The 19,046-nt window shown below is 50.1% G+C and carries 18 protein-coding genes and 1 pseudogene; 10 read left to right on the plus strand and 9 right to left on the minus strand.

Annotated features, from left to right (window positions below):
- Positions 1 to 264 precede the first annotated feature (264 nt).
- The 3 genes and pseudogenes from H6624_08325 (at position 265) to H6624_08335 (ending at position 3,431) form a co-directional block, all read left to right on the plus strand.
- Positions 265 to 579 (plus strand): annotated as a pseudogene (locus H6624_08325) (prolyl oligopeptidase family serine peptidase).
- Positions 580 to 663: 84 nt separating this feature from the next.
- Entirely contained in the window at positions 664 to 1,254 is a 591-nt protein-coding gene (locus H6624_08330; GenBank protein ID MCB9084338.1) for a hypothetical protein, read from the plus strand.
- Positions 1,255 to 1,436: 182 nt separating this feature from the next.
- Positions 1,437 to 3,431: a CHASE domain-containing protein gene (locus H6624_08335; GenBank protein MCB9084339.1), complete on the plus strand. Its 1,995-nt coding sequence runs from the start codon at positions 1,437 to 1,439 to the stop codon at positions 3,429 to 3,431.
- Positions 3,432 to 3,435: 4 nt separating this feature from the next.
- On the opposite strand, the gene H6624_08340 is transcribed toward H6624_08335, so the two are convergent.
- The 3 genes from H6624_08340 to H6624_08350 form a co-directional block, all read right to left on the minus strand.
- Positions 3,436 to 4,104, minus strand: coding sequence for an RNA methyltransferase (locus H6624_08340; GenBank protein ID MCB9084340.1), 669 nt, complete (start codon positions 4,102 to 4,104; stop codon positions 3,436 to 3,438).
- A 101-nt stretch (positions 4,105 to 4,205) separates the two neighbouring features.
- The gene (gene speE, locus H6624_08345) at positions 4,206 to 5,078 is read right to left on the minus strand and encodes a polyamine aminopropyltransferase (protein MCB9084341.1); all 873 of its coding nucleotides are present in this window, start codon (positions 5,076 to 5,078) and stop codon (positions 4,206 to 4,208) included.
- Positions 5,079 to 5,158: 80 nt separating this feature from the next.
- Positions 5,159 to 6,088 (minus strand): adenosylmethionine decarboxylase, encoded by a 930-nt coding sequence (locus H6624_08350; GenBank protein MCB9084342.1) that lies wholly within the window; start codon positions 6,086 to 6,088, stop codon positions 5,159 to 5,161.
- 221 nt (positions 6,089 to 6,309) lie between these two features.
- Here H6624_08350 and H6624_08355 point away from each other — a divergent pair, with 221 nt between their 5' ends.
- The 3 genes from H6624_08355 to H6624_08365 all read left to right on the plus strand — a co-directional run bounded on the left by H6624_08355 (position 6,310) and on the right by H6624_08365 (position 9,378).
- Positions 6,310 to 7,191 carry a glycosyltransferase gene (locus H6624_08355; GenBank protein MCB9084343.1) on the plus strand — a complete coding sequence of 294 codons (882 nt, stop codon included), beginning with the start codon at positions 6,310 to 6,312 and terminating at the stop codon, positions 7,189 to 7,191.
- Between the two features lie 45 nt (positions 7,192 to 7,236).
- Positions 7,237 to 8,625, plus strand: a complete 1,389-nt coding sequence (locus H6624_08360; GenBank protein ID MCB9084344.1) for an AarF/ABC1/UbiB kinase family protein — start codon at positions 7,237 to 7,239, stop codon at positions 8,623 to 8,625.
- 69 nt (positions 8,626 to 8,694) lie between these two features.
- Positions 8,695 to 9,378, plus strand: coding sequence for an ABC transporter permease (locus tag H6624_08365; GenBank protein ID MCB9084345.1), 684 nt, complete (start codon positions 8,695 to 8,697; stop codon positions 9,376 to 9,378).
- 45 nt (positions 9,379 to 9,423) lie between these two features.
- Here the strand turns inward: H6624_08365 and nhaA are convergent, their stop codons facing one another.
- Positions 9,424 to 10,614, minus strand: a complete 1,191-nt coding sequence (gene nhaA / locus H6624_08370) for a Na+/H+ antiporter NhaA (GenBank protein ID MCB9084346.1) — start codon at positions 10,612 to 10,614, stop codon at positions 9,424 to 9,426.
- Between the two features lie 81 nt (positions 10,615 to 10,695).
- Positions 10,696 to 11,052, minus strand: a complete 357-nt coding sequence (locus tag H6624_08375) for a hypothetical protein (GenBank protein ID MCB9084347.1) — start codon at positions 11,050 to 11,052, stop codon at positions 10,696 to 10,698.
- 115 nt (positions 11,053 to 11,167) lie between these two features.
- On the opposite strand from H6624_08375, the gene H6624_08380 reads away from it, so the two are divergent.
- The 3 genes from H6624_08380 to H6624_08390 all read left to right on the plus strand — a co-directional run bounded on the left by H6624_08380 (position 11,168) and on the right by H6624_08390 (position 14,147).
- Positions 11,168 to 12,073: a LysR family transcriptional regulator gene (locus H6624_08380; GenBank protein ID MCB9084348.1), complete on the plus strand. Its 906-nt coding sequence runs from the start codon at positions 11,168 to 11,170 to the stop codon at positions 12,071 to 12,073.
- Positions 12,074 to 12,464: 391 nt separating this feature from the next.
- A complete protein-coding gene (locus H6624_08385; GenBank protein MCB9084349.1) occupies positions 12,465 to 13,427 on the plus strand; it encodes a hypothetical protein in 963 nt (320 codons plus the stop codon).
- 153 nt (positions 13,428 to 13,580) lie between these two features.
- Positions 13,581 to 14,147 (plus strand): hypothetical protein, encoded by a 567-nt coding sequence (locus H6624_08390; GenBank protein ID MCB9084350.1) that lies wholly within the window; start codon positions 13,581 to 13,583, stop codon positions 14,145 to 14,147.
- 24 nt (positions 14,148 to 14,171) lie between these two features.
- On the opposite strand, the gene H6624_08395 is transcribed toward H6624_08390, so the two are convergent.
- Both H6624_08395 and H6624_08400 read right to left on the minus strand, forming a co-directional pair.
- Positions 14,172 to 15,458 carry a BamA/TamA family outer membrane protein gene (locus H6624_08395; GenBank protein MCB9084351.1) on the minus strand — a complete coding sequence of 429 codons (1,287 nt, stop codon included), beginning with the start codon at positions 15,456 to 15,458 and terminating at the stop codon, positions 14,172 to 14,174.
- 226 nt (positions 15,459 to 15,684) lie between these two features.
- Entirely contained in the window at positions 15,685 to 16,884 is a 1,200-nt protein-coding gene (locus tag H6624_08400; protein MCB9084352.1) for an acyl-CoA dehydrogenase family protein, read from the minus strand.
- Between the two features lie 238 nt (positions 16,885 to 17,122).
- Between H6624_08400 and H6624_08405 the strand changes: the two genes are divergently transcribed.
- Positions 17,123 to 17,791 (plus strand): hypothetical protein, encoded by a 669-nt coding sequence (locus H6624_08405; GenBank protein MCB9084353.1) that lies wholly within the window; start codon positions 17,123 to 17,125, stop codon positions 17,789 to 17,791.
- A 178-nt stretch (positions 17,792 to 17,969) separates the two neighbouring features.
- Here the strand turns inward: H6624_08405 and H6624_08410 are convergent, their stop codons facing one another.
- Both H6624_08410 and H6624_08415 read right to left on the minus strand, forming a co-directional pair.
- Complete coding sequence (locus H6624_08410; GenBank protein MCB9084354.1) at positions 17,970 to 18,575, minus strand: hypothetical protein; 606 nt, start codon at positions 18,573 to 18,575, stop codon at positions 17,970 to 17,972.
- Between the two features lie 10 nt (positions 18,576 to 18,585).
- Positions 18,586 to 18,996, minus strand: coding sequence for a hypothetical protein (locus H6624_08415; GenBank protein ID MCB9084355.1), 411 nt, complete (start codon positions 18,994 to 18,996; stop codon positions 18,586 to 18,588).
- Positions 18,997 to 19,046 lie beyond the last annotated feature (50 nt).

The raw sequence follows: 19,046 nt of genomic DNA on the forward strand, positions 1-19,046 counted from the left end.
ATGTCCCAGGATTTAATTGGCAAGACTCGTGCCGTCCCCAGGCTGACCTTGTTGATTATCGGAATAATCCTCTGACAACTGGATAAACAGAAAAAAATAATGATTAAACTTAATGCCCATTAGTCTGACTGATTTTGCTCCCTTACCCAGCCGCACGTCCCTGGCCAGAAAGCAGACAATGTCCAAGATTTCTTCGTTTCAATTGTGGACTAATCACGAAGAATCGATGACTTTCTTCAGGACCGTTTTCCATCTTGAGGCGACCAGTACCAACAATGGGGGAATCCCACTAGCCCGGAGCACTACTTCTGCATGAAATCCTATTCACCCTATGACAATGTCAGGGCTCAGAATTATCCCCACTTACTGGTCACCGTTGGCTTCAATGACTCCATGGTTCAATATTATGAGCCGACAAAATTGGTGGCCAGCCTGGGTGCCCACAAGACAGATCACAACAGCCTTCTGCTCAAAATCAATTTGGGAGCAGGACACGGCGGCAGCTCTGGTCGCCACGACCATCACCATGAGGCGGCCTATGAATTCGGCTTTGTGATTGACCGCCTTGCTGCCTCTTGATACAAGGCGGCATCAGAAGTCTAAAGCCCATCTGGTGCCGCTTTCTAGGTCTGTGGGCCGTTGATCAAATTGAGGGAGCCGAACATGTCATCTGATGAAATGCGTGAGCCAAACACCGAAGAGCTAGAGCAGGAAAAACAGAAGATCGAAGAGCTGATGAAGGCTTCGGATGAAATCGTCGACACGGTTGTTCACATGGCCCCCTTTGAACTCTGTAAGAAATTGGCGACTGTCGGTGTGCAAGAAACTTACAAAGAGGCCTTTCGCGCTTTGGTGGGAGATGATCAATACTCTCCTCAACCCATTGTTGAGCACTGGATCAAGGCCATTCCCAAAGAGAGTGGCCCACTGGAAAAGGTTTTTCTCGAAGCAGCTGCTGCCAAACTTTGGGACTTGTGGCTCGCCGATCGTCCCATGGATCGCGCACTTCACTTTTGGTACCAGTCTGGCTATCAAGACCAGGTGGATGAGGAAATGGACCGCTCCTTTCAGGCCTGGTCCAACCTGTGGAAAGAACTTCAGAAGCGGGGCTATCAAAGTCCGACGGACCTACCAGAGAAGTTGACCCTGGCCGAGCCCCCTGGCATGCACCTCATGCTCCAGGAATGGGTGGAGGATTTCCGCCGCCTGGCCAATGAGATGGAAAAGGACTGTCCCATTCAGGTTCAACACTAGACGTCCTGTTTCCGATTGAGACACTCACTTGGTTAAGATTAGCTTGTTCTCATATCGATTCTTCGGTGTGAGGACCAAAATCCCGATACCATTGGGTGGCAAACTTCCTCATACTTTCCAAACCGACTTCTCTACTTAGGACCCACCGACTGGCTTTTGCAGTTGGCCTTGGTGGTCTGGTATTGACAGCATTGGTGACTCGTTTTTCGGTGACAACTGAAGTAGAGATTCAGAACCAACATCTGAATATGGCGAAGGAAAGAACGGTTCATCAAGCCAAGCAAATCCTTTCCTTCCATGAACACGTTCTGCTCGGCCTCAGAGGGCTCTATGAGGCCTCAAAAAGCGTTGAGCGCCATGAGTTTGCCAAGTTCTACACCGGCACCATCAAGTCCCGACCCGAGGGAATCATTGGCTTAGGCTACATTGCCAACGTGACCTCATCCGATGTTAACGACTTCGTCAAGGAGACCCAGGCGGACAATAGTTCCTGGTTTCGCCTAAAATTTCCGTTGGACAAAGTCCAAGACCATTACTGGATCACCACTTACCATGAACCCTTTGATGAAAAGCTCATTGGCCTGGACGCTTCGACAATTGGTAAACTGCAGGAGGCCCTCGCCGGCTCACTGGCAAAAGACATCGCCTGCGTTTCTGATCCGATTCGCCTGCCTTCGGTGCAAAAGGATATGCAGTTTCTGGTAGTTCCCGTATGGTCCAAAACGGCCGCCGGGGACGCCGATTCCCGTGATCGGGTCATGGGCTGGGTCTACTCGGTGATCGATATCGAGGAGATGTTCAGCCAGGTTGGAGAACATCAAGACCGCATCATTTCAGCCCAGGTGAGTCTTGCCAAAGGTTCGCCCAATCCGAACCTCTTCCACTCAGAGTTCGAGTATCTTGGGCAAACCTGGCAGGTGTCGGTGGAAGAAAACCCCATTGGCCAGCGACTGACAAAGGTGATAGGAATTCACTTGGCTGTCGGACTGTGCCTGTCAATTCTACTGGGTCTTTTTGTCGGCTCCACCACCTCAAGTCGCCGTCGTGCTCAGAAGCTTGCCGATGAAAAAACATTGTTCCTCGACAAGAGCCAGAGTGTCGCCCATGTGGGATCCTGGTCCTACGATATTGAGGGCAAGATCCTCAGTTGGTCCGATGAGTCCTATCACATTCACGAGGTCCCACTGGGAACAAAATTGAATCCAGATCAAGCCATTGGCCGCTACATTGGCGAATCCCAGCAACGAATTGGCAAAGCAATTGAAGAGTGTGTCACCAAAGGCACTCCGTTTGAAGGCGAATTCCAGTTGAAGACTGAGTCGGGACGAGTGATCTGGGTGTGGAAGGCGGGAGCACCCCTCTCCAACGAGCCCAACTGTCCGACCATCTGTGGAATTATTCAAGATATCACTGAGAGAAAAGAGCTTGAAGAGTCACTGCAGGAAGAGCGAAAGATCGCCATGCATGCAAGTAAACTCTCGGCCCTTGGTGAAATGGCCGGAGGTATCGCCCACGAGATTAACAACCCATTGACAGTGATCGTGATGGCCGCCACCAAGATTCGCCACTTGGTCGAGGCAAAAAACACCACCGAAGGCGTGGCCGAATGGGCTGACAAGATTGAATCCTATGTCTTTCGCATTCGCAAAATCGTCGAAGGACTGAGGGGATTTGCCCGCGAAGGTTCTGACGACAACATACAGTCATTTCCTCTCAGAGATCTGATCAATGACACCATGGATTTTTGCGAAGCAAGATTCAATGCCCACTTTATTGATCTCAAGATCAGTGTACCTGACGATGTCATCATATCGGGAAGACGTGTGCAGTACACCCAAGTCTTGGTGAATTTACTGAATAACGCTTTTGACGCCATCAAGTCCAAGGACAAACCATGGATTCACATTGAGGGCGAGGCCCTCCCCCACGGTGTGGAACTGCGGGTTTCGGACTGTGGCCCGGGAATCCCCGAGGATATACGCGAGAAAGTCTTTCACCCCTTTTTCACCACCAAAGAGGTGGGAGAGGGAACTGGCCTTGGCTTGAGTATTTCAAAGGGAATTCTTGAGTCCCATGGGGGATCTCTTTCCATTGACGAAAATGCGGACACGACAACATTTGTTCTGGTTTTCCCCTATGGGGAAGCCAAGTCTCAGCCAACATCGCGGGCAGCATGACTTTTCAAGATCGACGCTTAATCAACTCCTTGAGGATCTGGTCGGGATTGTCGAAACTGCGCAAAGCATAGTTTGCCATTAGAATCATTTGCGCTTGGTCGTCGAGATCAGCACATTTGCCTAGCCGGCGAACCCTTTCCCAATAGGCATAGGAAAAAGTCAGTGCAGCGGCCACCGAGATATTGAAGCTCTGAGCGAAGCCCTGCATCGGGAGAATAAAAGTGCCATCGACGAGGTCGAGCATTTCCTGGCTGACACCGTCTTTTTCGTTGCCGAAGACGACAGCCACCTTTTGAGTGAAATCAATTTGGTCAATGGGAACTGAAGCCTCTAGGTGAGTGGCAAAGACCTTGTAACCTTGTGAGCGCAAACTTAAAACAGATTCGCCAGCCTGTGAATACTTCTCCACCCTAAGCCACTTGTCCGTCCCCTGGGTCACCCGATTGGCAGCTTTGAAACGGTTTTCAGGATGCTCCACCACATGAAAGCGATAAAAGCCAAAAGCCTCGGCCGAACGCATGACCGCACTGATATTGCCCCGATCATAAATTCCTTCAAGGACCGGAACCAGGGACTGACAACGTTGAGCGCAAACATTTTGGATCTTTTTCTGTCGAGATTCAGTCAAACGGGAACCAAGAGTCTCCCAGACTTCGGCGGCGGAGCACTCCATCCCAGAAATCGAAAAGGGTTCTTCAGCAAAATACCGGCGGCGCGAGGCCAATTGAACGATATCGAGGTCCTCCTCGTCGTGATCACTGCTCATACTGACCTTCAGTCCCGATTGTTATTGAGATTGACCCATTGCCGAATGGGTTCGATCTGCATTTCCAATAGTGAAAAGGCCGAGCAATGGATAGACGGGTTGTAGTACTGAAACTTAAGGCCAGACTCATTTACCCGACCAGCTTGGAAGTCTTTAAGAGGATGGTATTTTTTCGAGCCCATACAAAAAGACCACAATCCTCCCGGATAGGTCAGATTACTAAAATTGTAGAGGCCCCGTAGCGGAAAAACCTGAGAGAAGATCTCCACCAGGGACTTTTGTGCTTCAGCAAAAAAGAAGGGCGACTCTCCCTGGGAAACAACCAGACCCTCATCATTCAATATGTTAAATACGTCCTGATAAAAGGACACATTGAACAACGGAGTGGCCGGCCCAACCGGGTCTGTGGAATCCACCAGAACCAAATCAAATTTTTCCTTGGTGTTTTTAACAAAAGCCACACCGTCTTCAATTCGCAGTTCCAATCGAGGGTCATCACGCATCACGGCCGCGGTTTGTGGGATAAACTCTTTGCAGGCCTTAACCACCATGCTGTCGATTTCAACCATCACACAGCGTTCAACCTGCTTGTGGCGTAAGACCTCACGGGCCGTGCCACCATCGCCGCCACCAATGACCAAAACTTTTTTGACATTAGGATGGGTGAACATGGGAACATGAGCAATCATGTCGTGGTAGCAGAACTCATCTTTTTCGGTGACCATAACCATGCCGTCGTTCATCAGCATTCGTCCATAATGGTAGGTATCATAAATAGCCACCGACTGAAACTCACTGCGCCCTGAGAATAGTGCTTCCTTGATGCCAAATTTCTTAGCCGTAAAATCATAAACCTCTTCCTCGACCCACTGCCGGGCCACGGGAGGAGTGTCACAAGTCTCTCGATTCACAAACTTCACAGCACAGTTCCTTTCAATAAAGTGGTCAAACCACTACCATCTTACATGGCGCTCTTACTATCCGCCGATACATTCACTCGATAGGCCCCAAAGGTGAGGCTGTAGCCACATTCCAGATCACGGATTTCCCTCTGGTAGGATTCCACGCCCGGCAGCCGGAGCTGACAGGCACCCTCTGGTCGAAAACCAACAACATCAAACTTTTGTGGTCGAAATACCGTTAAAACCCGGGCCACCAGGTCACTGAGATCCCTTTCGGTCGGCAGATTGGTTTCAAAGCTCGCATAGGTGGCTGACTCCTCAGGGGTGACATGGATGGTGTAGTAAAGATCATCTTTTACCGCATTTAAAGAGTAACCAACGGGATCAAAGGCCCAGTCGTCGATGGAAAAACCACCCAGAATCTCACTCATTCCTGTCTTGAGGCGAATCTGCTCAGCGGTTAAACCAGGAGTGGAAAAGATCTGCCGGATGTCCTCTCCCAAATCATACATTAGGATTTCCGTTGTGGTGTCATTAGCCACAGGGAAAAACTTCTCGTTGAGGTGGTAGACATGCATATGATGGGAATTAGGATCTCCCAGACACAGACTCCTGCCATTGAGCTTGCCTTCTAAAAACAGAACATCTTCGTGAAACTGGGAATGTTGTTGATCCGGGAAGTATTCATTTTTTCTTTGATAGATAAGACTCTGCAGGGATGCCTTGCCAACTTCATCCACCAGATTCAAGGCCGCTGACACCAGGGTTGTCTTCCCACAGGTGATCATCACCACCCGTTGATCGAAGACAAAAAGGCTCGACTCGGACAAAAGATAGGCATCGCAAGCACTGGAATGCACTTCACTCAGAATGCAAGCTCCTGCCGCGTCGACAATCTCATCCCAAAATTTTCGGGATTTGTCTCGGAATGAGGGAAGTCCAGGCCGGACCACTATTTCAACTTTTTTCTCAGACCCTTCAAACAACAACGCCGCCCTCCTTCAGGACATCCAGAAAGGGATTGTTGCACTCGGCCAACTGGCCTCCGCAATTTCATTACAAGGGTTCGAGAAATAATAAAAAAACCTCGAAAAATCAATCTCTTAAGAACTATTTTCAGGACTCAATAAAGGCCAGAATTCTAGATGTTGGATATCGCTGGACTTTCAGGCAATAGCGAAGTCCGGGCAAAACTGCTAGAGTGCCCGCCATGGCACTGATAAGCGTGATTCTGCCGACCTATAATCGCCTCAGTCTGCTCAAGCGGGCCATCGGATCAGTCCTTGCTCAAAGCCACCCTAATTGGGAGCTGATTGTGGTCGATGACGGCTCCGAGGATGGTACCGCCCAATGGCTCAAGACCGATTCCGAGCTATTGGCCCTGGGGAATCGCTTGCGAGTGATACGGGTGGACAACGGCGGGGTCAGCCGAGCGCGCAACCTGGGTGTTAGCGGGGCCAAGGGAGAGTGGCTGACCTTTTTGGACTCGGATGATGAATGGCTGCCTGAAAAGCTCCAGATGCAAATGACCCATGCGTCCTTAAATCCTCATCATCTACTCATCCACGGCGAAGAGATATGGGTGCGCAACGGAGAGCGGGTTAATCCCTGCAAACACCATCAAAAGTTTGGCGGGAGAATCTTTGCAAAATGCCTGCCTCTATGTGTGATCTCGCCCTCGACGGTGATGATTCATAGGGATTTGTTTCAAGAAGTGGGACTCTTTAATGAAGAGTTTCCGGTTTGTGAGGATTATGAACTATGGCTGCGGATCTGTTCTCGCTTTGAAGTGGGCTTTATTTCTGATCCCCTCATTATCAAGTACGGAGGCCACGAGGACCAGCTCTCCAAGCGCTATAAGGCCATGGATTACTGGCGAGTCAAAGCCTTGGCCCCTTACCTGACAAATTTCAATATTACCGATCGAGAAAGGACCTCTGTTCGCGAAGTTCTGGAAAAGAAGTGTCGTATCCTTCTGCAGGGCTATGAAAAACACAACAACATGGAAAACTATGATGAAGTCTCTGCTTATCTTCATAGGTGCCAGGTTCCGAAAATGCGTCCTGATGAGTCAAATCAGTTCATTTTTTGAGAACTGAATTGACTCATCAGGACGCATTTTCGGAACCTGGCACCTATGAAGAAGAAGCCCCTAAAACAAATCCAATCCAACTTTATCGGTCGGGGCTTTCGCTTGGCCAAACTCACAGCCAAGGTGGGCGCAAAAGCTGCAGGTCATAGTTTGGGCAAACTAGTTTCCTCTTCAGACAAGAATCCCGAAAAGTGGTCTCAGTACCTTAAGGCCCAAGCTGAGATTTTAAGCCAGGAACTGGGACAACTCAAAGGCAGCGTGATGAAGGCGGGACAACTGCTTTCCACCTATGGGGAGCACTTTTTACCTCCGGAAGCCAACGAACTTCTCATGTCTCTTCAGCACAAATCCCCTCCCCTTGAGTGGGTCCGGGTCGAGAAGGCTTTGCTTCAAGAGCTTGGGCAGGATGTCCTCTCTGAACTTGCGGTCGATCCCGAACCTTTTGCCGCTGCCTCCTTGGGCCAGGTCCACCGGGCCGTGATTAAGGAAACAGGCGAACAATTGGCTCTTAAGATTCAGTATCCAGGCGTGGAAAAGGCCATTGCCACTGATTTGAAATTCCTCAAAATGATGTTTCAACTCACCGACCTCTTCCCCTCTGGTTTTCAAAGTGAAGCCATCATGGAAGAGTTCAAGGTCATGCTCCACCAGGAGCTGGATTATGAGCAGGAGGCTCGTGAAACTATCTGGTTTCATAACCAATTGCGAGATATTCCGCGGGTCCAAGTTCCCCGTGTCTACCAAAAGTATTCGTCAAAACGAATTCTCGCCACCGAGTTTATGGACTCGATTCCGGCCGGAGATCCCCAGGTGCAAAAGTGGCCCGAGGAGACCCGCCATGAGGTGGCCCGCCTGTTTTTGAACGTGTATATGCGCGAATTGTTCGAGTGGGGAAAGGTGCAAACTGATCCTCATTTTGGCAACTACCGAGTACGCCTAAATGAAGAGGGACTTCCCATTTTAATCCTCTTGGACTTTGGGGCTGTCCGCGAACTCCCCTACGGTTTTCAGACTTCTTACCGACGTATGGTGGCAGGAGCCCTTTACCATCGACGAGAGGACGTCATTGCCGGCGGCCGGTCCCTGGGATTTCTGCGCGATGAAGACTCCCCAGAGCATGTGGATGTTTTTGTCCGCCTTTGCTATCTGGTCACCGAGCCTTTTGCTGATCCAGCATGGAAATCCGTGCCCAATGACCTGATGGATTCCCAAGGCCGCTACAACTGGGCCGAGAGCGATCTTCCCCAGCGGGTGGCTCGCACCGGCACCGAACTCATCAGCCAATTCCGTTTGCGAACGCCACCTCGGGAAGTGGTCTTTATCGACCGCAAGCTAGGAGGCACCTTCACTTTCATGAGTCATTTGGGCTGCATCATTGATGGGCGACCCATCATCACTAAGATGGTGCCAGGTTCCGAATATGCGTCCAGTTGAGTCAAATCAGTTCTAATTTTAGAAATGATTTGACTCAACTGGACGCATATTCGGAACCTGGCACCATCTATGATTGAAATTCCTCTTTGGCGCCTCAGCCTGGCATTTATTCCCATGATCATTGTATTGATCTACTATGCCCGTCTGGGAATCGCGCGCAAGAACACCTTGATCGCCACCTTCCGCATGCTCCTTCAACTTTCTCTCGTGGGCTTTGTCCTCAAGTTTTTGTTTACCTCGGATAATCCTGTGTTGATTTCCGGGTTTCTTACCTTGATGTTGGCCATGACCAGTTGGATATCTCTGCAGTCGATCAAAGAACAGCGACGACAGCTCTATTTGCGAGCCCTGATCTCTTTGGCCACAGGCTGTCTACCCACATTGGCCATCATCATTTTTGGAGTCCTCAATCACACTCCCTGGTACGAACCAAAATACCTGATCCCTCTGGCTGGTATGATCTTTTCCAACGCCATGAATGCCTTAAGCTTGTCTGCAGAAAGGTACGACAAAGAGAGGGCCTATGGCCATAGCATTGAGGACTCGCGCAAGATGGCTCTACAAGCGGCATTGATTCCGCTCACCAATACTTTTTTAGCAGTCGGCATAGTTTCATTTCCCGGCATGATGACCGGACAAATTCTCGCCGGTGCCGACCCGCTGTTGGCGGCCCGCTACCAGATTATGGTTCTCGCCATGGCCTTTGGTTCCGCCGGCCTTTCCTCGACAGTCTATCTTCTCAAGTCCAAGTAAAGGTCGCTTAGGCAAAGAGCCGCCCAATCAAGCGTGCTCTTCGCCTCAAGCCTTATTCGGTACGGTCAACCACAGAGAAGTCAAACCTAGGCCTGCGGCGATAAGAGAGCCGACCATAATACCGAGTTTGGATTCGGTGATGCTCAGTGTTTCGGTGTAAGCCAGGCTGCCTATAAAAAGAGACATGGTAAAACCGATTCCGGCCAAAAAACCCACGGCCGTCACTTGGGACCAAGTGATTCCATCGGGCAATTCAACCCACTTGAGCTTGGCGGGAATGTAGGTGAAAAGAAAAATCCCCAATGGTTTGCCAAGGACCAAACCCAAGATAACGCCAATGGCCACGCTTCCCTGGAGGACTTCAGCAAAGTCCACTCCAACCAAGGTGACTCCGGCATTGAAAAAGGCGAACACAGGCATGATACCAAAGGCAACCCAAGGGTGGAGAGCATGAATGTACCTGTCCAGCAGTTCGGTTTTTGCTGGTTTTGGCTCACCCTCCCCCGGAATTGAACTGGCCGGAGTCAAAAAGGCCAAAAACACACCCGCTAAGGTGGCATGAATTCCTGACTTCAAAAAGAAAAACCAAGTGATAACACCTAGGATAATGCCAATGCCCATATTTCGGAACCCAGCATAGTTGAGCATGGTCAGAGTCAACAGGGAGATTCCGGCAAAGCCCAAGTAGCTTGCGGCGATTTCGTTAGTATAAAACAACGCGATCACTGAGATGGCCCCAAGATCATCAACAATAGCCAACGCCAGGAGGAAGATCTTAAGTGCCGTGGGAACCCGGCTTCCGAGCAAGGCAAGGGCCCCCAGAGCAAAAGCAATGTCAGTGGCCATGGGGATCCCCCATCCTTTGATGGAGGGTGAGCCTAAGTTTAGCGAGATAAACAGGAGGGCGGGCAAGGCCATTCCGCCAAGGGCAGCGAGAATGGAGAAAGAGGCCTTCTTTGGGGAAGACAGGTCTCCGTCCAACAGTTCCCGTTTGATCTCAAGGCCGACGAGGTAAAAGAAGATTGCCATTAAGCCATCGTTAACGAGGAGCAGGAGGCTTTTACTCAAAATAAAGTCACCAAAGTTGATGGCAATCGGAGTGTTGATCAACTGCTCGTAAACAGAAATCAGAGGGGAATAATTGGCAAACACCATGGCAAGGGCGGCGGAAATAAACAAGACAATGCCGCCTGAGGCTTCAAGCCTCAGAAAGCTCTGTAGTGGTGAGGTGACCAGGTCAATGGTGGTCCTCACCACGTTATTCGGTTTTGGTGGGTTCTTACTCGTCACTGGACTCCATTCATGGCTCAGTAGAAACTAGGATTCATGAGACGCGGTGGACAATGCAACTGTCTTCAGTTGGCGGCGGCGCAAATAGCGTTTTTTTGAGACCCGCTTCTCCCGCCAATTAACTGCCTGTCGCAGGATCTTGGCTTGCAGTTTTGCAATAAGGGCAAATAGGTTTCGTGATTTTGCTTTGGCCACAAAGGAGCCGATTCGCGATCTGATTTCCAGCCGGCCCTCATAGAAATCCGAGGTTTTGCTGATGAACCCCTTAACCCGCGAGTGGCCTGGGACGATGTCCTGGACATTCTCAACTAAGGCTCTGAGTTGGCGACGGTGACCGGGTCTGACCTCCTTGCGATGAACCTTTATTTGAACAGCTTCTTGCATTAGGGACCTCCAAGTTGGGTTTAGTGACTCCTTAGTAGACTAAACCAACAAGATAATTTATAAAAATGTATAAATTCGAAGAAATACTTCGATTTATTCGAATTAAGGAGAAATTGTGAATTGGCTGAATTACCACCATCTGCTGTACTTTAGGGCTATTGCCACTGAAGGCAGTATATCCAAAGCCTCTGAAAAGCTGTTAGTGGGTCAGCCGGCCCTAAGTGCTCAACTGAAACAACTGGAAGAGTCCTTCTCGGAAAAGTTATTTGAAAGGCGCAATCGTAAACTCATTTTGACGGACGCAGGGAAGGCAGCCCTTAAATATGCCAATCAAATTCATGATCTGGGCAGTGAACTTCTGGAAGTCCTGAATAGTAAATCCCATTCGGCAAAACCTCGGCTGGGTATTGGCTCAATGGATAGCATTCCCAAAAACCTGGTCGTCCAAATTATTCAGGCAGCAAGAAAATTTCAGGATTGCCATGTGACGGCCCTGGACGGAACGGGAGACGAACTCTATCGATTACTCACGGCCCACTCACTAGATGTCATCATTTCGAATCACCATTTGATCTTTGGTGATGACAAATCTGTCTTTAGCCGCTCAATTGCCAAGCTCAAGATAGGAGTCTATGGAGCCAAACCCTTCCTTCCTTTGAAAAAGGGATTCCCAAAATCCTTAGTAGGACAGCCACTGATCCTACCTACTCAGCACAGTAAATTGAGACACGATGTAGACCACTTTTTTGAAAGTCATAAGATTGTCATCAATGTGGTGGCAGACACCCAAGACACGACAGTTCAAAAACTCTTGGCCGCTGAGGGCGAAGGACTCATTGTTGAACCTGAGTTTGCCGTCAAAGTGCTGCTTGCAGAAAAAAAACTATTTAAGATCGGATACCTTAGGGGCGTCTACGAGGAGTTCTTTCTGACCTCCATGAAGAGAACTGTGGCCAATCCGGTTGCCAGTTTCTTGATGAAACAGTTCCAGTTCACTCGGCCGACTTCAGAAAGAGCCTAGCGGTGACAGGAATGGATCTTTCTGCCTCTCAAAACCCCATATTTCTATTCAGCTTCGCGGCACACAAAGAAACCCGGTACCTTTGGGTGCCGCAATGCCGTACCCAAAGGTACGGGTTTCTTTGTGTGCCGCAAAGCCCTGTGTTTTCTGGCATCCGCCCCAGGCAGGTGAGAATTATCATGAAACCTATCCCCCCTTTGACAGCTGCAAATAGACTGGTCAGTAATCGACAAATTAGTCTCATTCCAGGCCTCTAGACAGAGCCATTATCTGAAAACACTCCTAAAGGAGTACACGGGGAATACCGTTTGCAAATTTAGATGGCAGGTTGGTTGGACCTGTTACCCTTGAGGCCGGATGCCTTGAGTGAAGAGGCCAGGAGTTTGGTGTTATGGATACTGGGTTGATTTTAAGACCTTTTGCCAAAGGTCTTCTACTAGGTGCCCTTTTTCTATTGGGCTGTGAAGGCGAATTCGAAGCCGCACAAATTGGCTTTACCACGACAGAGCAGAATCAGGGTTCCCAGGTGGGATCGAACAATCCCCCGCCCCCGAGCGAGCCGCCAACGGAGCCGCCCGCTGAGCCGCCGGGACCAAGTGAGCCTCCGGCTCCTCCTCCTCCTGCGCCGCCACCGGCACCGCCTCCAGCTCCAGCGGGAATCCCTGTATTGCCTCACAAGACGGACTTCCTCTCAACAGGTTGCTACACCCATGTGTTTCCCGGTTTAGACTCTGCTAAGCGAGCCAGTTGTCTTCGTGGAATCAAAAACCGTGGCTACACTCACTTTTATGTCTACGCCTACAATGAAAAAGACTATGGCGGTCCCAGCTTTAACTACTACGCCAATCCTCAAGGACTAAAACAACGACTTCAGGAAATTAAGGATGCGGGTTTGGCACCCGTCTTGTGGCTCTTTCCAGACGATGCACCCAACGTCCACGGCCAAGCCACATCCACGCTCAAGGATTGGATGTCGAAGCTGATTCCTGTGGTAGATGAACTGGTGAATAGTTATGTTTTGGGACTGGAATTGGACGAATACTGGCCGGGCAACAAAGTTAACGAATTGGGCACTCACTTAAACACTCTCACCAATAAGAAAATTGCCGTTCACCAGTTGAGTACGCGCTACGATTATGCTCGCTACGGTTGGTGTGACTACATGATTCTTCAATACGGCTTTGGCGAGTCTTCCTCCTTCGTGCAAAGTCTCACCCGTAAAGCTATCAATGAACTTAAAAAACCCGTTGTCGCTGGTGAATACGCCTTGCGTGATGAACCTCGTGGCAAGGTGCTGGGCGATGCCGCAGTGGCTGCGGGTGCCTCGGGCTTCGGCAATGGCGGGACCCCCTAAAGTACCGATATCAGATATCGGATATCCGATATCTGATATCCGAGCGATTAAACCGTCAGCAAAAACCCCACAGTCATGGCTTTTGACAATAAAAAGCGCTTATATCTTCAGGGTTTAGAGCTGAGCTGGTCACACTTTTGCAGCATTATGTTGATGATGAAACGGGCGCACGGTTTGATTTGTCTCATTTTGGCTCTCTTGGCCTTCACGGGCTGCGAACCCCCTACAGGTCCAGCCGGTGGTCCCAATGACAAAGACGTCACCAAGGAAGTGGTTCGCCTCGGGGTGGCTGGCCCAGCCAGCAAGTTATGGTTGTGGAGCTACGCCGTGATGGATTATTTGCAGGACCCAGGCTACGTCCGCGTGGAAGCCGACCTGACAGCCAACGCCATGGACTACACCCACTACTGCCCTAATCGCAACGAAGTCCAGGACCGCATTGATATCCCCAGTGGTGTGACCGACACTCTTCAGGACTTGTTTGCCAATCAGGAGCTTTGCAGGCTGCGCTTTGATATTCCACGGGACCATCCCGTGTGTATGGCCATGGTTTTACCGCTTGCGGAGATTAAGCTCGCCAATGGAGAAGACCTTATCCTCAATCAGGAAGGCACCTCCATTTGCTACCAGTCTCTCACCTATTTCTGTGATCCTGAGGCGGCCAAGACTTTTCTTGAGCAGCTTAAAGCTCTGGTGGATGAAGCTCCACCCTGTCCGTAGGGTGCCAAGTTCTCATTTGGTACCTTAGAAGAACTGCTGCACGCCAAAGCTCACATTCATGTCGTCTTCTTTGCGCAGAGGCGAGGCGTAATCAAAACGCAGAACAAAGCGGTACACGCGGGGTAGGACCACTCGCAAGCCGACTCCTGCACTGGCCCCTTTAAGGGTGCCCAAAGTACGGAATTCTTCACCAGCACTCAATGCATCGATAAAGGCGACAGACTGAACAATGTATTTGGGCCTATCCCACCACACCCATCTGAACTCGGAGTTGTTCAACAAATAGTAGCGACCCGCAAATCGGTCATTGCTAAATCCCCGAATACGATCCAGACCGCCCAGGTAATACCAGTACTGAAGAACCTGAGTCGTCGTTGTTCCCGAGAGATTGCGCTGGGCAAAGGTGCCTCGTCCCAGAAAAGACTTCTTGTATTCAAAAGCGATGTTGGTTTGGTGAAAATCCTTGATCCCATCCGATCGGGCGGCTCCATAACCATATTCAAGATCCACCAGCAAACCGTCTTCCAGGTGGCCGTTGTAATCGATTTGCCCCCACTGAAGACCAATGGTGCTCAGCCACACGTCCGCATCGGGAGGTAGGGGTTTTGCGGCTAACAGCTGCTTAATCTCCGGATCGAGAAACTTGTCAGAAAAAGAATCCCGATTGAACTCAGTCCCGGCACGCAAGCTCCAACTGTCGTTCATCAGCCAGGTGAGAGCCGTGTAGGCCCGGTCTCGACGATGAAGAAATCCAGTAATGGGAACGGCCTCATCCAAATCCTGGTTGTACTTGGTGCGCACCCGACTGGTGTTCCACAACTGCAGGTCCCAAACCAATCGTTTGTCGAACAGGCGCGGGTTCTTAAACCAGACCACACCTGAGTACACATCCTCAAGCTTGGATGCCTGAGCCCCGGCCTCTAAATACCGACCTCCAAGGTTTGAGTCATAAACTCCCACCGTGGTTTGGCTCACACCACCACCAGAGGCAATTTTGAATATGGGAATCGTGGTCCAACGTTCGTGAACCCAGATTTTGACTTTGACCCGATCATCGGCCAAACGACTCAATTTAGACTCAACCTGAGAAAAAATGCGGATATTTCTCAGTCTCTGGACACGACTATTCAGAGCCTCCTCGCTGATGGAGTCCCCTTGGTTGATTCCCAGCTCACGCAGAATCACATCAGTGCCCGTGCGCTCATTACCTGAAATTTCAATACCATCAATCTTGAGCAGCTCTGCCGAGGCAACCAACACCAGACCAAAGGAGAAAAAAAGAAGAATTGTCGTTCTAAGAAGCAAAACCACTAAACATCCCCTCAAGAAAGGTTCCAGGAAATACTACCGTTGGAATCTTCAAAAGTTACATATTTAACAACCTGTTCCGGCCGATTTATCTTTGCACAGACTCAAGGGAAAGCTCCCAAAAGGTTCCAGGTCCTCAAGTGATATGCGCAGTTCCAAATTCGATCCCCTCTTGGGATTGAATTTGGAACTGCGCATATCACTTGAGGACCTGGAACCTTTTGGGAGCCTACTGGATCTCGGCGTTCTTGATGAGATCTCGGGTAATGTTTTTCTGGTGGGCTTCTAAAGTTCCCCCACCAATCTCCAGGAGCTTGGCGTCCCGCCACAGTCTTTCGACGATGTATTCACCGACGTAGCCGTAGCCACCCAAGACCTGTATCGCCCGATCGGCCACGTTTTTGCCCATGGTGGTCGCCACTAGCTTCACCCCGTCGCTGTCCAGCCGTTGACCGTGGGAGTTGATGTCCATCATGCGGGCGGTGTTGTACACATAGGTTTTAGCTGCCATGTAGTCGGCATAGGAATTACCAATGTGAGTTTGAATTTGACCAAAAAAGCTCAGTGGCTTACCAAAAGCCTCACGCTCTTGAGCGTATTTGTTCATGACCTGGAGACTGCGTCGGGCAATTCCCAAGCTCATCGCCGCCAGGGTCAACCGTTCGATTTCCAGATTCTTCATCATGTGAATCATGGAATCGCCCTCTTCACCGACCAAGGCCGACAGAGGCACCTTGCAATCTTGGAAAACCAGCTCGGCGGTGTTGGACCCACGCATTCCGGTTTTGTCTTTGATTTTTTGCCCCACTTCATATCCAGGGTGGGTTGGATCAACCAAAAAGGTCGACACCAAAGGGCGGCCATTCTTCTCACCTGTAATGGCATAGAGCAAAACCAAATCTGCCGGCGTGTTCTCTTCATCAATGGTGCCATTGGTGATCCACATCTTGCGGCCATTGATGATGTAATGATCGCCCTGGCGCACAGCTGTGGTCTTCATGCCCATCACATCTGTTCCCACGTGAGGTTCAGACATGGCCATACAGCCGACCCATTCGCCCGAACAAAGCTTGGGCAAATACTTTTGTTTTTGTTCGTGAGATCCGTTCTGGGCCAAGTTGTTCAAACAGAGCATGGCGTGGGCCAAATAGGCCAAGGCAAATCCGGGATCAGAAGCAGAAAGCTCTTCGTGCGCAATCACTGCGGCAATGGCATCTTGACCCGACCCACCGTACTCTTCTGGCACCGTAATTCCAAGTAGTCCCAGCTCACCTAATTTGCGAAACAAAGAAAGATTAAATCTTTCTGAGCGGTCAAACTCCAGAGCCTGGGGCTCCACTTCGGCTTCGACAAACTCACGCACCATCTGGCGGAGCATGCTGTGTTCTTCAGTGGGATTAAACAAATCAAACTTGGACAATTCAGCCATGGTTCACTCCGTTTTTTTGAATGGAGCCATGCTAATGGTGACCCCCCAGAGGGTCAACCCGAAAGGGCCCTAAATCCCTTGAATGAGGGCCTAAATCAGGATCGGATTGATCAAGATCGTGACAATCCCCGCCAATTTAGGTCACTTGTGGCCCCGCCCTACCCTCATTCCCCACTCATTTCGCCCCCAAGGGCCTCCCCCTTGCAGCAGAGCAACACATAATCTGAAGGAGTTCAGGATGAATTTGAAGAGACTTTTTTTGACCGGATTGATTTTGGCCCTCTCCCCTCTGGCTTCAGCCGCTGAGGATCAAGGCCTTGCTTCTTTGTTTTCGACCATGGAAAAGATGGTGGGAGAATTTAAACCCCACTCGGTGATGATTGTATCTGGAGCCACCCGTGAATCACGCCCCCCTTTCAGCCCAGATCCTTTTATTCTGAGCAAAAAGGCCGAGGGTCACTTTGTTGCCGACCGTCCTTCCCAGGATGGCACTCCCCTGACTTTGGACTTTCGCAAAAACGTTGATGGCAAAGGATTAACCTATACAACCGACATTAAGGACAAGCCTGAAGCCTCTTGGCGAACCCCGACCCAGCTGATTCCAGGCCAGAATGCTTTTTCCTACTACAATGAAACCAAAGAATACTGGAAGGCTTCGTCCCCTGCCGATGGAAAAGCACTTGCCGGCAGCAACCTTGAGTCCCGAGTGAAAATGCTCGCCGGCCTGGGAATGGCAATTGGTGTGGACTTTTCCCCTTACAAAGACGGCGGAGTCGCCTTGGCCCCCGAGACCGTGATCTTCGACAGTGAACGCGACATCATCGTCTTCACCGCCGGCCTCGTCGACGCCAAAACCAACGCCATCTTGGTGCAGATCTACTCCTTCTACGTCAAATCTCCGCAGTAAGCTTCGCTCAGATATCGGACCTCACTGTGACGTGCCAATCTACTTTTTTGGATGCACTGAATCCAAAAAAGTAGATAGGCTCGTCATCTAGCGAACCTTGTCATCTGCCGAGTGGGCTGGGAACATCGCCTGATCCCAAACTTTAAAGTGAACAGACATCAGGACATGGCAAAAGAATTCAAAGGATCGGATCTTCTCCGTGTGTGGACAACTCATCATTCCGTCGGCCGGTGTCGTCTATGATCCGACCAACATACACTTTCTGACCTTTCAAATAGTCCGTCCCAGCCAGGTCGTCTCCTAACTCTACAGCATACAAGCGCAGTTTCCTGTTTTCGTCTTTTTCAAACAGCAATTTGGAATTTGCTGGCCAAGTATAACCTCGGACCTTCACCGCCTTGGCAATCACTATCGACCTCAGCTCATTGCTCTGACTCTCCCAAAACGATATCGTCGTCCCCGCCGCCGCCTCATATTCTCCCACCTTGCAGCCGGGGGATTTGGTGTCGATGTAATAAATCTCCTTGCCTGTTATGCGAACCGTAGATCCTGAACAAACAACGATCTGGAGATCACCTCTTTTCAGCTTAATCTCTCGCTTGGCAACTGCCTCTATCCGCCGATGATCCCCATGTATGACGTTAAGATCCTCTTTTTTGAACTGGTTGTCCCAGTACTTTTTGCTAAAGGGACCTATATCATACTCAGACTTGCTGAAGGCTACGCTAGGGTACATAGCCGCCAAAAAACAAAAGATTGAGAGTCCCATACTCAATTCTCTCATTAATGCTTCCTCAATCCGCCGGCTTCACATGAAAGTGACCAAAGTGACTTGTGTTTCTATGATTAAACTCTATCGAAGACAAATCACACAAGAGCTCGTCCTTCTGATTGATAAAATGCCGACACTGCCCAATCTCCACCCCATCGGGCCCCAAGATCGCCTCACCATCCGGCCACGTCCCAAATATCAAAGCTGTCATGTGCCACCTACTATAACGATCTCTCTGCACTTGACTCGGATTCGTCATGACATCCTCAATCCCAGGAAAATTCCACGTCGCCCCTTGGCCTGACGACATCAAATAATCAAAGCCATCGGTGTTCTTCGTCAGCCAATCAAAGGCCTTCCTATTAATTAAAACCCATTTAGCAAACCTTGTCATCTGCCGGGTGGGCTTGTGATCCGTGCGATCAGCCCACATCCTGTAATCTGAGGCTAAATGGATGAGACCTTCATCAGAGATGAGGGGGC

Source organism: Pseudobdellovibrionaceae bacterium (assembly GCA_020635075.1).
Classification (GTDB): domain Bacteria; phylum Bdellovibrionota; class Bdellovibrionia; order Bdellovibrionales; family UBA1609; genus JADZEO01.